General features: G+C 46.0%; 12 protein-coding genes. 6 read left to right on the top strand and 6 right to left on the bottom strand.

Features of this window, described 5'->3' with window-relative positions; translation table 11 throughout:
• Window positions 1-72: 72 nt before the first annotated feature.
• Entirely contained in the window at window positions 73-1,050 is a 978-nt protein-coding gene (locus HQM11_00160) for an RluA family pseudouridine synthase (GenBank protein ID MBF0349408.1), read from the bottom strand.
• Window positions 1,051-1,240: 190 nt separating this feature from the next.
• Here HQM11_00160 and HQM11_00155 point away from each other — a divergent pair, with 190 nt between their 5' ends.
• Both HQM11_00155 and HQM11_00150 read left to right on the top strand, forming a co-directional pair.
• Entirely contained in the window at window positions 1,241-1,492 is a 252-nt protein-coding gene (locus HQM11_00155; protein MBF0349407.1) for a type II toxin-antitoxin system Phd/YefM family antitoxin, read from the top strand.
• Window positions 1,482-1,772, top strand: a complete 291-nt coding sequence (locus HQM11_00150; protein ID MBF0349406.1) for a type II toxin-antitoxin system RelE/ParE family toxin — start codon at window positions 1,482-1,484, stop codon at window positions 1,770-1,772. The genes HQM11_00155 and HQM11_00150 overlap by 11 nt, the downstream gene beginning before the upstream one ends.
• A 100-nt stretch (window positions 1,773-1,872) precedes the next feature.
• Here HQM11_00150 and HQM11_00145 read toward each other — a convergent pair whose 3' ends face one another.
• Window positions 1,873-3,585 carry a HAMP domain-containing protein gene (locus HQM11_00145; GenBank protein ID MBF0349405.1) on the bottom strand — a complete coding sequence of 571 codons (1,713 nt, stop codon included), beginning with the start codon at window positions 3,583-3,585 and terminating at the stop codon, window positions 1,873-1,875.
• Window positions 3,586-3,693: 108 nt separating this feature from the next.
• Window positions 3,694-4,758, bottom strand: coding sequence for a histidinol-phosphate aminotransferase family protein (locus HQM11_00140; protein MBF0349404.1), 1,065 nt, complete (start codon window positions 4,756-4,758; stop codon window positions 3,694-3,696).
• A gap of 86 nt (window positions 4,759-4,844) precedes the next feature.
• Here HQM11_00140 and HQM11_00135 point away from each other — a divergent pair, with 86 nt between their 5' ends.
• Entirely contained in the window at window positions 4,845-5,936 is a 1,092-nt protein-coding gene (locus HQM11_00135; GenBank protein ID MBF0349403.1) for a beta-lactamase family protein, read from the top strand.
• Between the two features lie 7 nt (window positions 5,937-5,943).
• Here HQM11_00135 and HQM11_00130 read toward each other — a convergent pair whose 3' ends face one another.
• Together HQM11_00130 and HQM11_00125 are read right to left on the bottom strand one after the other, a co-directional pair.
• Complete coding sequence (locus tag HQM11_00130; protein MBF0349402.1) at window positions 5,944-6,132, bottom strand: hypothetical protein; 189 nt, start codon at window positions 6,130-6,132, stop codon at window positions 5,944-5,946.
• Window positions 6,119-6,619: a hypothetical protein gene (locus HQM11_00125; protein MBF0349401.1), complete on the bottom strand. Its 501-nt coding sequence runs from the start codon at window positions 6,617-6,619 to the stop codon at window positions 6,119-6,121. The genes HQM11_00130 and HQM11_00125 overlap by 14 nt, the downstream gene beginning before the upstream one ends.
• 299 nt (window positions 6,620-6,918) lie before the next feature.
• Between HQM11_00125 and HQM11_00120 the strand changes: the two genes are divergently transcribed.
• Window positions 6,919-8,934, top strand: a complete 2,016-nt coding sequence (locus HQM11_00120; GenBank protein MBF0349400.1) for a HAMP domain-containing protein — start codon at window positions 6,919-6,921, stop codon at window positions 8,932-8,934.
• A 31-nt stretch (window positions 8,935-8,965) separates the two neighbouring features.
• Here the strand turns inward: HQM11_00120 and HQM11_00115 are convergent, their stop codons facing one another.
• Complete coding sequence (locus HQM11_00115) at window positions 8,966-10,291, bottom strand: hypothetical protein (GenBank protein MBF0349399.1); 1,326 nt, start codon at window positions 10,289-10,291, stop codon at window positions 8,966-8,968.
• Between the two features lie 453 nt (window positions 10,292-10,744).
• Here HQM11_00115 and HQM11_00110 point away from each other — a divergent pair, with 453 nt between their 5' ends.
• Entirely contained in the window at window positions 10,745-15,082 is a 4,338-nt protein-coding gene (locus HQM11_00110) for a response regulator (protein ID MBF0349398.1), read from the top strand.
• Window positions 15,079-15,903, top strand: coding sequence for a protein-glutamate O-methyltransferase CheR (locus HQM11_00105; protein MBF0349397.1), 825 nt, complete (start codon window positions 15,079-15,081; stop codon window positions 15,901-15,903). The genes HQM11_00110 and HQM11_00105 overlap by 4 nt, the downstream gene beginning before the upstream one ends.
• The last annotated feature ends 12 nt before the right edge of the window (window positions 15,904-15,915 follow it).

Genomic DNA, 15,915 nt, shown 5'->3' with positions numbered 1-15,915 from the left:
AGAGTTGTTAAGAGGAGGAACGATAATGGAACCATAGACAAGGTTCAAGCAGAAAGATAGGTGTTTCAGGTGTCAATTCCGCAGCATATGGTTAGGATGAAATTTTCTTAATATATCCAGCAAGAGCGACATATCTTCAGGAACAGGAGCGGAAAATTTCATATAATCCTGAGATACAGGATGGATGAATCCCAGTTCCTGGGCATGCAACGCCTGTCTGTGCAACTGACTCAATTGTTGTTTCACCGGTCCCGGCAGATTTTTCAGACGATGCAGGGGCGACGTTCCATATTGCTGATCGCCAATCAGTGGGAATCCCATGGACGTGAGATGGGTGCGGATTTGATGGGTTCTTCCGGTTTCAAGCGTGCATGAAAGCAGAGCGCAATTTTGAAAGCGTTCCAGGACCCGCCAATGCGTGACCGCATGCTTTCCACGTTCATTCAGACCCATTTTTTTGCGGTTATTGGGGTTGCGCCCGATGGCCGCGGAAATAGTGCCTGATGACATCATGGGAACGCCCCAGACCAGAGCGATATATTGTCGATGGATTGAGTGAACCTTGAATTGTTCCACCAGACTCTGGTGGGCAATATCGTTTTTTGCCACAACCAGCGTTCCGGAGGTGTCCTTATCCAGTCGGTGGACAATTCCAGGCCGTTGCACCCCCCCGATCCCTGCCAGATCCTTGCAATGGTGCATGAGAAAATGGACCAGCGTTCCTGAATTGTGTCCCGGCGCCGGATGCACAACAACGCCCGCGGCCTTGTTGATCACCAGTAAATTGGCATCTTCATAAAGAATATCCAGAGGTCCCTGCTCAGGCACCAGATCCAGCAGTTCCGGTTCAGGCAACACAATGCGGACCAGATCGCCAGCCCGTAGTTTGTAGGACGGATTGACACAAAGCTGATTGACCGTAATATCCCCTGATTTGAGAAGACGCTGCACTTCAGCCCGTGACGTGATAAACTCATCCGTAGCCAGAAATTTGTCAATTCGCTGATTGGCGTCTGTGTCTGCGATGGTGTGATGATGTTCGTGTTCCATGATTAATAACTGGCAGGTTGTCAATAATTCAAGCTGTGAAATGAAGCATATCTTGAGAGTATCCCGTTTTAAGTGATTCGCTATTCACGCATTATAATTTCGTAAGTACGGGAACTTGCAACTCATGAGGCATACTCTATATATGAAATAAATAAAATGATTTAATGGGATCATATTTGGGAGAAATGAAATGGAACCAATACTAGCCGGATTTTCTGCCAGCATTTCAGAGCTAAAGAAGAATCCATCCGCATTGTTAAGACAGTCTGAAGGAAATCCAATCACTATTCTGAGTCATAATAAACCGACGGCTTATCTAATACCTGCTGAAACTTATGAACTGCTTCTGGAAAAACTTGAGGATCATGAGCTGGGTGAAATTGTAAAACAACGTCTTTCAGAAAAACAACAAGCCATTGAAGTGTCCATTGATGAGTTATAAATTACATTTTCTGCCAACAGCCCTCAAAGAATGGAAAAAACTGGATTCAAACATTCAATTACAGTTGAAAAAGAAATTGGAAGAAAGACTGGAGAATCCTCATGTATCTGCCAGTCGACTTTCAGGATTCTCAAACCACTATAAAATTAAATTAAAATCCAGTGGCTATCGTCTGGTTTATGAAGTCATTGAAAATGAGCTGGTTGTTTTGGTGATTGCGATAGGAAAACGAGAGGGAAATAAAGTGTATGAAATTGCAAGAACAAGGTTGAAACCATAATGGAGATCATCCTTGGTCAATAGAAAAATAGAATTATGGATTATGCGAAACAAAGGAGGACATCCGGGGAATCAAGTCGCCCCGGACTAATTTGTGCGGATTAGTTGTATTTGTATTGCTTGATCTGATCCTGAAGTTCTCCAGCACTGGAAGAAACATGCTGGGCAAACTGAACCTGCTGGGATGAGGTCTTGTCAATTTTTTCAGCGGCATCCGCAACATGGGAACTGCTTTCCGCAAGACGTTCCAGCGTGACGTTGATCTCTTGCGCGGCAATACTTTGTTCGGAAGTCGCGGTTGAAATTTCAGACACCACTGTTGAACTTTGGGCAATTTTTTCGCTGATTCTTGCCAGACTGGCATCCACCATTTTAACAGCATCCTGTCCTTCGCCAATCCGCTGGTTGCTTTCCTGAATCAAGCCCTGAATTTCCTGGGTCACTTTGGCGGAGTTCTCAGCCAAACGCCGGACTTCATCCGCAACCACCGCAAACCCTTTTCCCTGTTCTCCAGCTTTGGCGGCCTCAATGGCGGCATTCAAGGAAAGCAGGTTGGTCTGGTTGGCAATCTCATTGATCGCGGAAATAAAATTGTTGATTTGGGACGCGGTATCGTGGATTCGCTGCATACTCAACTGCATCTGCTGCACCGCTTTTGAACTTTCCTGACTTTCCTCACCAGCTTCGGTTGAAAGTCTGTCTGCGTCTTTGGCATAATTTGCTGTCATTTCCACACCGGACTGAATCTCCCGCATGGTCGCGGACGTCTGTTCAATCGCGGCAGACTGAGTGGTTGCCAGTTCGGTCAACTCATGGATGGTTCCGGAAACACTACCGATCGAGGAGTTGAGTTCAGTGCTTTCATGGTCGATTTTGGAGGCAATACTGGAAATGTTGGAAACGATCGACTGGATTTGATGAACAAAACTGTTGAGCAATCCGGCAACTTCCTGAAGCTCATCATTGCTTTTAATGCCCACTCTGCGTGTCAGATCAGCCTGTGCCGATGCCAGATCAGAAAGAATGGACTTGAATCCTGCCAGCGGTTTGATGACCTGATTCTGGGTAAGCCAGGTGATGATCATCATCAGAATGATAAAAAAGATGATACTCTCAATGACATGATTTCTGACGATCAAAAAGACTTGTCGGCCAATGCTTTGTTTCATGGCACTGGACAATTCTGCCAACTCTGCTTCTGAGGCCTGTTTTGCTTTGTTGATAACGTCCTGAGAATAAACAAGGCTGATGCGTCCAATCACTTCACCTGTTCCACTGGTGATATCACGTTCAAGGATCGAATTCTTCTTGCGATGATTTTCTGTAAGTTGTTTCAGACTCGCAATCTGACCATTTTCTGTAACATGCCCCCCCACAAAAGATGCGCCATCCCCATGGGTGATCAATATCGCCACAATGTTTTTATCTCCCAGCATGGAAGTAATGACATCCAACCCGCGGCGTCGCCCCTCATCCACACTCTCATTGACGAGAGTGTACTTCATGACAGCCCCCAGAATTTCCATCTGCTGGATCAAATTAGCCTTCAGTAGTTCTTTTTGCCCGTTGATGGACTGATCAATTTGTTCTTCTTTCAGGTTGATTGATCGTTCTGTTTCATCTTCCAGTGCGGAAGTATACTGCTGTGAAACCATTAATGCGCCGAGGGCCGATATCACGATGGTGGTGATGGCGACACTGCCCAGAAATTTCGTCAGAATATTCATCCGAAATTTTTTGCCTGTAAGCGAGAGTGCTTTGGTTCCTGATGCTTTGGAAATACCGCTCATCATATCTTCTGCTTTGGTAGTCATAATTCCTGTTGGGTTGAATATTGTTCATCAAGGAATGGGATGATTTGTTTTAAACTAAACCTTAATTTAACCTATATTGAGTTTTAGGGTTCAATGTCAATGGCATTTTTAATCATGAACAAGCTCCAGATATTTTTTGTAAATCTGAATGAATTTTTGTGTTTGCTCCATGGTTCCCGCATTGACCCGAAACATATGGCCGATAGGCGGATGCATGGGGCGAACCAAAATTCCATGATCTTTTAAATAATTAACAGATTCCGGCAGATTTTCAGGAACTACCAACATGAAATGTGCCTCGCCTGGATAATATTTCACTTGATGGGTCTGAAAAAAATGTTCCAATGCGGGCTTGGATTCTGTCATCACATGGCGTATGGCTTCTTTCCATGGTTCAGGATTATCCAGTTGGGCTCTGGCCGAAACGATGGCCAGCATATTGACATCATACGGACCTCTGATCTTGTAAAGTTGCTGAATGAAGTCCGGATTGCCAAGCGCGTAGCCCAAACGCAAACTGGGAATGGCAAACGCCTTGGAAAAGGTTCTGATCACAACAAGATTGGAAAATTCGTTCACCAGTGAGACACAGGTTTTTCCTGTAAATTCGTAATAAGCTTCATCCACCAGAACCGCTATATCCGGAAATGTGGTCAGTAGTTGACGGAGTTGTTCCAGGCTGGCGGATGTGCCCGTCGGATTGTTGGGATTGATGACCACGATCAACCGGGTTTTTTCTGTGACAGAACGGACGATCTGGTCCATCGGAAAACGCATGTCGTCCAGAGAATAGAAGGGTGAAATCACAGACGCGTCGAGGGTTCCGGCTATTTGAAAAAACATGGAAAATCCGGGTTTTGCCAGCACCATCTCATCACCGGCATCCAGAATGCATCGCAGGATGATGTCAATAGCCTGGTCAGAGCCATTGGTAACAATCAACTGTTCAGGCGTGACTCCCGTATAGGCCGCCAGGTGTTCCAGAAAATCGCCATAAGCGGGATAAACATGCAGGGTGTTTCCCTGAATATATTCCACCAGTCGCTCCCGGACATGCGGTGGCAGGGGAAAAGGCGATTCATTGAAATCCAGCAGGGTGAATTCCCTGGGATTTCTGCCTTCCAGTGGTGGTTTATAGGGGGTCAATTTTTCTATGGCGGATCGAATTTTCATGACTGCTCCAGTTGACAGGGGAAAGTTGACTCATCAATTTGAACAATACATCTTTGTTCCTTATTAACTTCAAGCCATAATCCAAGATGACATACACGATTAGCGATCAGAAATATCATGAATTGAGCCAGTTGGTAGCCCAACAATTCAGCAACGGCGTGTTTCCCGGAATTGAAATCCTGTTTGCTGTGGGAGATGACATTTTACTGCATCATGCCTGGGGTTCCCTGGATCGGACGTCAGAAGACCCACTTCAGAGCAACACATTATTTGACATCGCGTCTATCACAAAACCTGTGGCAACAGCACTGTCATGCATGATTCTGCTGGAACATGGGCAACTGGATCTTGAAGATCCTGTAAGCGCCTTCATTCCGGAATTTTTAAGAGACGAGACCAAATTCATTACATTGCGCCATTTGCTGACACACACATCGGGATTGCCCGCATGGGAAAATTTATTCGCTGAGGCGACTGATGAAGACGATGCGTGGAATAAATTAATGAAAATTCCACTCGCCTGCCCAACAGGAACCCGAATGATTTACAGTTGTCTGGGATTCATCATTTTGAGAAAAATCATCTGTCAACTGTCTGGGATGTCGTTGACCGAATTTTTTCATAAAAATATCGCGGTTCCTCTCAGGTTGAGACACACCGCGTTCAATCCGGTGACTCACGGACTTTCCGTGATGTCTGTCGCTCCAACTGAAAATTGTCCTTGGCGGAAACAGTTGTTGAGAGGCGTTGTTCATGATGAAAACGCTTTTATCTTTCAGGGTGAAGGAGGAAACGCAGGGCTGTTTTCGACAGCGGAAGATCTTCACCGTTTTTGTCGAATGATGTTGAACGGAGGAACACTGGAGGGACAACGGGTGCTGTCATCAAGGACGGTGACCCAAATGCTACGCAATCACAATTCGAAGCAATTACTGCCACGAGGTTTAGGTTGGGATGTCAAGCAGTCGGGGCGGGGATACTGGAGTTGTGGTGAACTTTTTCCTGACGGCAGCATTGGGCATACAGGGTTTACAGGCACATCCCTGTGGATGGATCCGATTTCCCATGTCGTGTTGATTGTGCTGACCAACAGGGTTCATTTGAGCCGTGAAGGCAACATCCCGCAGATGAAAACCTTCCGTCCCCGATTGCATAATTTTCTGTTATCGTTGATTTAGGAATAGATTAGAAACCATCCTTCTGTAATTGTTCCCATATCCGTTGACTGGATTCGGGCATCAATGTCCGGGTGAGAAGATTCAGTTGTTCCAGATGTCTCAATTTTTCCTCGACAGAAAGCGACATGAAATATCGCATCCGGTCAATATCAAACTCATCGTAATCTGTATGCCGCATAGGTTCAGGAAGGGTCATGTTGTAACTCCTGAATTTTTTTTAAGGCCTTGATATCTATCAAGTCCCGCTCCCGTCCTGCCCATTTTTTCAATTCAATCAGATCCGGTATGCTCGCAACCGGGATCTCAATCTGACGAAAGGGCATCAACAAGCGACGTTCATAGATGGATTCAAACTCTAGCGGGCAGTGAATCATGAGATCAATTGTTTCCATCGGGTTGTTGTGACGAATGAGAGAAAACACTTTCATGTTTTTTTCTTCAATCCATTCTCGTCTTTTTTCTGGATTCAGCAGATCGGATAATGCGATGTGTTGTCTGGGAGAATATGCCAGTTCAGTGACAATCGAGATGAATTTGCGAATCTCTTCATCACTCAATACCATCAAAATATCCAGGTCGCTGGTAGCACGGGAAAAACCATGAAAATTCACCGCAATTCCACCAATCACCACATAACGAAGATTATTTTTCGCAAATTTTTCAAAAACCGTTTCATACATCATAAATACCTTCAAATGGGGTGCCAGGTGCATGAATCACAGATCGCATCCCAATCAAGAGCGTGAGAACAAAGAAAAACATGGCATCATTCGGATTCCAAGAATAAATCATTTATTGATTTGTTGTCAATCTTGGGCATTGATTAAAATATCGAACCCGGTATTGCTTTGGTAATCACATTGTTATTTTGAGCCAATGTGAAAATTTTTTTACAGAAATATGTAAAAAGGGAAAAGGGAAAGAGGAGCATTACAAAATTTTTGAATACCGTTGTTTTCACCACCCCATTCAATAGGTGTCCATGGGTTTTTTATTGAACAGCATGCGTAACAAACTGGTGCTGGCCTTCACCACACTGATTGTGTTGTCGGTTGGTGTGAGTGTGATTTCAGTCAATATCAGGTTGCATCAGGCCAGCGAAAACAAGATCATTGAAGAAACCAGAATCACAGCCAATGTGCTCAAAGAATTCCGTCGAACCCAATTGCGGTATTATTCAGATGCCACATCGGCTCTGATCGGGAATAACCCGCAATTACGCGCCAGTCTGTCGGAATATAACCACAATGACGATGATCTGTTTGGTGATGTCCAGCTTTCGGAAACCCCTGAAGAAATATCGCAAAAAATGGAAGACATCGTGCGGGAAATCGCGTTGTTTCAGCAAAGTTCGGTGTTCATCATCACCAATGGGGCAGGAAAAGTTTTGTACCAGAAAGGCGCAAAAAATCTGCTTGAAAAAGATCTCAGCCCGTTACCGGTGATGCAGTCAGCACTGCATGGCTATGAGTTGTTCACCTGGTGGGGCAAAGATTCCCCGGTTTATCAATATTTGCCGGAGGGAACACCGGCTCAGGAATATAAACTGGTGGAAGTTTTTTTGAAGCCGGTGGTCTTTGGCGATGATGTCACAGGGGTGTTGATTATTGGCCTGGATCTGACTGAAAGCCTGAATCAGATCAAAAAAATCACGCTCTCCGAAATCGCGGTGTTTCAGGCAGGAAAACTGTATGGCAGTTCAAACATGGCTTATGACCAGGCTCTTGAACAGCTTGCCTCCCGTATGGACCCGGAACAGGAAGATGCGATCTACGCATTTAAACATCAGGATGAAGATTTTCTGGTGTTGGCCACGCATGTGACAGATGGCATGCGGGAGAAGATTGGCAGTATCCTGATTTTTCGTTCAAAAACAGAAGAAATGCGGTTTTTTACCCGGTTGTCAGATCTCTTGAATGTGATCGGGGTGCTGGCGGTGTTGACAGGTGTTTTTTTCTCATTGTTGATCAGTCGGGGCGTTACCCGTTCAGTGAAAGTTCTTTCAGAGGGCGCAGACTCTGTCAAAAACGGCAATCTGGACGTGCATCTGGTGGTAGAATCACAGGATGAACTGGGGCATTTGGCGCAAACATTCAATGCCATGGTTCAGGGATTGAAAGAAAAAGAACACATCAAACGCACCTTCAAAAAATATGTTTCATCGTCTGTGGTGGATGAATTGTTAAAATCCAATGTCACGCTGGGTGGTGAAAAAAAAGATGTGACGATTTATTTTTCGGATATTGTCGATTTCACTTCTATCAGTGAAAAACTGACGCCTGAGCAGTTGATTCTGTTTCTGAACAACTACCTGACCCACATGACCAATCTGATCGAAAAGGAAGGCGGTATTGTTGACAAATATATCGGCGACGCCATCATGGCTTTCTGGGGAGCACCGCTTGTTGTGCCGAATCAGGCGAGAAACGCCTGCATTACAGCCTTGAATCAACAGGCACGGCATGATCCGCTCCCTGTCCAGCAGGCGGATCATTTAGCCGGCTTCAGCACCAGGATTGGGATTCATAGCGGCGAAGTGATTGTGGGGAATGTAGGCTCGGAATCCCGTATGGATTACACCGTGATCGGGGACGCGGTGAACATTGCCGCCCGTCTGGAATCGCTGAATAAATATTATGGAACACAAATCATCATTTCAGAGAATATTTTCAAAGCACTGCCGATCGATGAATTTCTGGTACGTGAACTCGATTTGACCGTGCTCAAAGGAAAAAGCAATGTGCTCAGAATTTATGAGTTACTGGGGATGACACAAGACGTCCAATCTGAGCAAAAAGAACTGCTAGCGATGTTTCAGGAAGGACTTCAGCTATACCGGACACAACAGTTCAAGGCCGCCCTTGATTGTTTTAAGAATTGTCTGAAACGTGCGCCTCAGGATGGACCTTCACATCGATTTGTTGAGCAATGTCAGAATTATCTGAGCCATCCACCAGAACCGTCATGGCAGGGCGTTCAGGTGATGTCGCAAAAATAAACAGGGGGGCGACCGGCCGGTCGCCCCTACATTAAAACACCATCCTGAGCATCAATTGATACAGGGTGTCCTCCGGGTCCTGTGTAAGATCCGGACTCAAATACCGTTCACTCTGGATATTCAGATATTCCAACCCCACCTGATAGAACTCTCCAGCTCTGAAAAAATATGCCACGGTATTGGCTGTTCCTTCAGAATTGTTGTCATCGTAAGGGTATGAATCGAGATCCTTGACGGCAAAAGAATCATGACGCAACGTGATTCGATGCGCCTCATAGTCATAACTGGCCATCAGATACCAGGTGTTGAAATCATTATCCACCCCGGGATTTTCAGGATTCCCCATGAAGGTGTTTCCAGAGGCCGCCTGTCCCAGCAGAGTCAGCGACAAAACGGGTTGAAGCTGAAATGAAACAACGGTGAATTCGGTTTGCCAGGAATATTCATTTTTAGTGTCCTTGATCTTGGGATCACTGAGCGAATTGAAATAAAAACTGTTGAAATGCCATTGCGCTGAAGGGGTCCAGCCTATTTTTCCATAAACTCCCAGTCGGCCATCCATTTCCTTGAAGGGTTCTCCCCACTGATTTTGAGGAGAGATCGTCGCAGGAGTTTCGCTGTAAAATTTAAGACGCCCCCCGACAGTGGATTGATAATCGTGCAGTGCCCAGCCTCTCCAGGAAAGGATTTCACCTGCGGGATCATTTCCGGAAAATGGTGCAAGAGTGATATCCAGATGCGAATAGGGCGCATAGTCATAACGCCAGGCCATTTCAACAGCGGCAGGTTTCAACTCTTCACCAACCCATGTGTTCAACGCTGAGGGGGTGATGCTGTAACGGGTACTCCAGGCCGTTCCGGGGTGCTCCAGTGAGATGGGCGGGAACAAACGGCCCATGCGGACCTTGAGTTGTTGATGTTCCCCCGGATTCCGTTCATAGAGCAGATACCCTTCCGCAACACCCAACCGGCCATTGGACTGAGAGCCATCATAAGGATCATCATAGTTGAACTGAAGGTGGGCGCCAACCTTGCCGGAAACCAGAACTTCGGCAACCAGAGAGGCTTGTGACACCTGAAATTCCAGTGAACCTCGGTCGCCAGTGCCATCATGATCGGTGTCAATGCCACCATAGCGTGTCAGATTGGTTCCTCCCTTCTGCCATGGTATTGCTTTTCCGGTAGAGACAGCCCGCATGTCAAACAGCCCCGACCAGATCATGTTGACTGAATCCGGCAACACGGTTGCGGCAGTGGGAGCGTTGAGCTGGTCATCGTCCGCGAACAGATCAGCCTCTTGCCCGGAAATTTCGGAAATAAAACCGACCAGCAGACTGAAAAACAGAAGTCCAATCATGCCGGTCTTTCGAAATAATGTTCTGTTAAGCGCCCGTCCATCAATCTTTAACCATTTTTTCTGGTTTCCTACCTCTGGTGGGGAACCCTCCTTAGCCCACCTCCGGTGGCTTGCCAACGAGGCTTGGAAGGGTACCGGAGGTGCCTTATGAAACGGTTCCTGACGAGACGTCAGGAACCAGATTAATGTTAATAAACTTCTGATCAGGTACTTGTTTGATTTTGAGAATAGATTCAGCATGGCACACACAGGGGTTGATGGTGATAATTCGTGTTTATTGTGATGAAACCTCAATGTCAACGATTCTACACCAAGCGGAACAGGATATCCAGTAGGGATCTGAGTCGGCTTAAATAAAGATGAATCTTGATATTTCTGTCTTCCCAATGTCAGTTCTTTGTGTCATGAACTCGGTAAAAAACCGTGACTTTCAATCGCCATGAAAAAATTATTATGCCAGACCATGATCCCTCTTCAAAAAAAAATGATCCGGAAAAACAGAATTTCCTAAATTTCCGCAAAGGTTCAGCTTCGTTGAGGCGAACCCTGTTTTTCTGGTTTCTGTTCATTGCGACCATACCATTATTTCTCTTGAGTGGACTCAATTATTATCAGGCTCGCCGTGACATTACCGAAACCACACACCAAAATCTGGAACTGGAGGCACAACTCAAAGTCGAAGCTCTTGACCGGTTTTTCCGTCAGCGTGTCAAGGATCTTCACTATGAATCACAACATACTGACAATTTGAAATTTTTCCGCCTTCTGAAAACAAGCTGGAGCGATTCGCAATCTTCCTTGAAAGACTGGGTTCAAAGTGTGACATGGAAGACCTTGTCTGATCAATATGGTCAGGACTTAAGACGCTTCAAGGACGTTTATCAGATCAGTGATATTTTGATGCTTGATGCCCGGGGAAACATTTTATTTACTGTTGCGAAAGATGCTGATCTCGGCATCAACCTGTTTCAGACAGCATATCAGAATACCAACTTCAGCCAGACGATTCAGCAAGTTCTGCTGACCAGACAAATCCGCCTTTCAGACCTGGAATTTTACCCCGCGGCACAGGATAAAGTGGTCGGTTTTCTGATTGCGCCAATCATGGAGAATGATACAGTTTCCGGTTTGCTTGCCATTCGGTTCCCTCAAGAGCGTATCCATGAGATTCTGCATAATGAGCATGCGCCGCACCGTGAAGCCTATCTGGTGGGTGGTGATCAACTGATGCGTTCCAATTCACATCTTTCTACCGAACCAACCGTTCTTAGACAGCCTGTAAATTCCGCATTGCTCAACATAAAACGGAAGAATTGGCTGTCGCAAGAGAAACATGAAAATTTTCAGTTTGAAACAAGACTCTATGACGATTATCGCGGTGTTCCAGTGATTGGAGTCCTCCGGCATTCGGATGAAATTTTCAGCCTGGGTGTCCATTGGGATTTGATCGCTGAAATTGATCAGACTGAGGCCTTTGCTGATCTTGCTCAGTTACGAAACACACTGTTGCTTATCCTGCTTTTTGCGTTAACAGGTGTCTTTCTCCTGACCTGGCTGGTTTCCCGTTGGATCACTCGTCCATTGATTCATGTCTCGAACTGGGCACAACGGGTCGCGAAAGGCGAGTTGACGGATGAAGCGTATGAGGTTCCAAACAATGAAATCGGGACCGTGTATCACAGTTTTCAACAGGTGGTGGGCTCTTTCCGGCAAATCACTGAAGTTTCTTCTTCCATCGCTCAGGGAGATCTTTCACGTTCCATTGCGTTGAGAAGCGATACCGACACCATGGGCGAAGCGGTCAATGCCATGCGTGCCAGTCTTGTCGCGGTGGTTCAGCAGGCACAGACCATTGCGTCAGGCAACTATTCGGTGGAACTCACACCCCGCTCTGAGCATGATCAATTGGGCCTGGCCCTGATGACCATGACCCGGACCTTGCGCCAATATCATCATGAGACGCAACGGCAAAACTGGTTTCGCGAAGGTTATGGCAAACTGAGTGATGTGATGCGTGGAGAGCTTTCTCTGAAAACACTGAGCCAGAACATCCTGAATTTTCTAACGGCTTATCTGAATGCCCAGACAGGGGCATTTTATATATTGGACAAAGATCAAACTCTGGTCCTCAAATCCCATTATGCGCAACCGGTACAACAGCCCTATCCTGAACGACTTTTGCCCGGTCAAACGTTGCTTGGACAAGCGGCTCTCCAGAAAACCACTCTGTTGATCAAGGATGTGCCGGCGGATTACCGGCCTGTTTCCTCTGGCACCGGCGCAGTGACTCCGGGAAGCCTGCTGATTGTGCCTATTCTGCTGGAAAAAAAATTGGAAGGTGTGATTGAACTGGGTTCCTTGCATGAATTCACACCACAGCATCTTGAATTCATGAATCAGACGCAGGAAAACATAGCGATTGCGCTCCATTCGGCGCAATCACGCATGAAAATGAAGGAACTGCTGGAAACTTCTCAACGACAAACAGAGGAATTACAAAGGCAACAGGAAGAATTGTCACAAGTCAATGAAGAGTTGATGAATCAGACGGATGCTCTCAAAAAGTCAGAAAAAGAACTACAGCAACAGCAGGAAGAACTCAGGGTAACCAATCAGGAACTGGAAGAACGATCTCATGAAATGGAACAACAGCATAAAATGATTGAACAGAAAAACCGGGTGTTGGAAGAAACCCAACAAACGCTGGAGGAAAAAGCCACCGCCCTTGAAATCAGCAACCGTTACAAATCTGAATTTCTGGCGAACATGTCCCATGAATTGCGCACACCGCTCAATAGCCTGTTGTTGCTGGCAGACAGTCTTTCGCGGAATAAAGAAGGCAATCTGAATGAAAAACAGGTGCAGTTTGCGCACATGATTCATGAAAGCGGGATGGATTTGCTGACACTCATCAATGACATTCTGGATTTGTCAAAAATTGAAGCCGGCAAGATGACATTGCATATGGAAGACGTCCGAATGGAATCTGTTCTGGCATATATCCAGCGCGTCTTTCAACCTGCCATTGCCAAAAAAGGACTGCTTTTTCAGATACACGCGGAACAGGAGGCACTCCGGACGCTTCAAACGGATCATACAAAACTCGAGCAGATTCTTAAAAATTTCATATCGAATGCCCTCAAGTTCACACAGCATGGTTCGATCACTGTTCATCTGTATCAACCCACATTTCCTGATAATGAATACCTGGCCTTTGCGGTGATTGACACAGGGATCGGCATTGCCCAAAACAAGCAAGAGCTTGTATTTGAAGCGTTTCAACAGGAAAACGGGGCTACCAACCGAAAATACGGTGGCACAGGTCTGGGACTGTATATTTGCCAAAAACTGGCAGATATGCTGGGAGGAAGGATCGAACTGGAAAGTGAGCAGGGCAAGGGAAGCACCTTTACCTTGTATATCCCGCATTCGCTTCCTGTTTCAACGAGTCTGCCGACTCCTGTCCCTGACAATTCTGTCAAACAACAGTTGTTGGCGGCGAAGGTATCAGAACAACCGGCAACATCAGAACCTCCTGCCACAAAACCCGCAATTCCGGAAAAAGAAAATCATCCGGCTTCAATGTCCTTTCAGGATGATCGGGACCAGCTTTTTCCGGACAGTCAGGTGTTTTTACTGATCGAGGATGATGTCCGCTTTGCCCTTTCCGCGCTTGAGATCGCGCATGAACGGAATATCAAACTCATTCATGCCGGAGATGGCCGCCAGGGGATCAAAATAGCTCGTCAGTATCTGCCGCATGCCATCATTCTGGATGTGGAACTGCCTCAAATGGACGGCTGGAATGTGATGGATGAACTCACACGTTCACCGGAGACACGTCACATCCCCGTGCATTTTATTTCCTCAGAAGATCAGGGGATGAAAGGAATGCAAATGGGAGCCATCGGTTTTGTCAAAAAACCTGTCACTCCGGACAAGTTCCATGAGTTGTTCCAAAGCCTTGAAAACTCAAGGATTCCGAAGCAGAAAAAGGTGTTGATTGCTGAAGATAAACAGGAACTGAGAGATGCCATGATGGAACTTGCGAGCTTTACCGAGGCGGATGCCTTTGTGGCTACGACAGGCAACAAGGCCCTGGAATTGCTTAAACAGCAACGGTTCGACTGCATCATCATGGACATTCAACTCAAGGATATGAGCGGACTGGAATTTCTGGAACTGATTCAGCAACAGTCAGAACGGGCGTTGCCTCCTGTCATTGTTTATACGGGTGAAATGATCTCACAGGATGACGAAATCCGCCTGCGTCAGTATGCACGGCAAATTATTATCAAAGGGACAAAATCCCTGGAAAGATTGCTGGCGGAACTCACCCTGTTTCTGCATCAGGCTGAAGCGAGTCTGCCCGGACCACAGCAGAATATGATCCGGAAATTTTATTCCTCCAATGAAGACCTGAATTTAAAAAAAGTTCTGCTGGTGGATGATGACCCGCGTAACTCGTTTGCGATGAGCAGTCGTCTGGAAGAAAACGGCCTGGAAGTATTGCAGGCCTTTGATGGACATAAAGCGTTGCAGATGCTCCATGGAAATCCACGGATAGATCTGGTGCTGATGGATATCATGTTGCCTGGTATTGACGGGTATGAAACCATTAAAAAAATTCGTCAGGAGGAGCGTTTCACGAATCTGCCCATCATCGCGCTTACAGCCAAAGCGATGAAAGAAGATCGTAAAAAATGTATTGACGCTGGTGCGAATGATTACATGACCAAACCGGTTGATTTCAATAAACTCATCTCCTTGCTCAGGGTTTGGTTGCAATAATGGAAAAAGAAATTCGGGAAATTGAACTCGATTTATTGCTCGAAGCGATCTTTCGCCGGTATGGCTACGACTTCAGAAAATACGCGCGCAGTTCTCTGCATCGGCGTATCGCACACCGCCTGGCCATCATGAAGTTATCCCATATCGCGGAGCTGGTGCATCCTGTGCTGGAGGATGAATCCTGTTTCAAAACGATCCTCAGGGATCTGTCCATTGATGTCACGGAAATGTTTCGTGATCCTGAATTTTTTCAGGTGTTGAGGAAGGAAATCCTGCCTTTTTTGAGCACCTATCCGTTCATCCGCATCTGGATTGCAGGTTGCGCGACCGGTGAGGAAGCCTATTCCATGGCAATCTTACTCAAAGAGGAAGGTCTTTATGAGCGGGCAAAAATTTATGCGACCGACATGAATTCCGCTCTGATACAAAAAGCGAGAGAAGGACATTACGCCGCCAAACGAATCAGAAAATATACCGAAAACTACCATCAAGCCGGAGGAACAGGTGCTTTTTCCGATTATTATCATGCGGAAAAAACCGGAATGGCCATGGATTCCTCCTTAAAAACCAACATCGTGTTTGCCATGCACCATTTGGCAACCGATGAAGTGTTCAACGAAATGCATTTGATTTTATGCCGCAATGTGATGATTTATTTCGATGATGATTTGCAAAACCGCGCGTTGGGCCTGTTTCACAGAAGTTTGTGTGACCGTGGTTTTCTCGGACTGGGAACCAGGGAAACCCTTCGTTTTTCAGACTATGAAAATAATTTTGAATGCGTTGCTGAAGAAGAACGTGTTTATCGTAAACTTTCATAATTTTAAGGAACA

The organism is SAR324 cluster bacterium, from assembly GCA_015232315.1.
Classification (GTDB): Bacteria; SAR324; SAR324; order SAR324; family NAC60-12; genus JADFZZ01.
The sequence above is the reverse complement of the archived record's forward strand: the minus strand, read 5'-3'. Positions and strand labels throughout refer to the sequence as shown.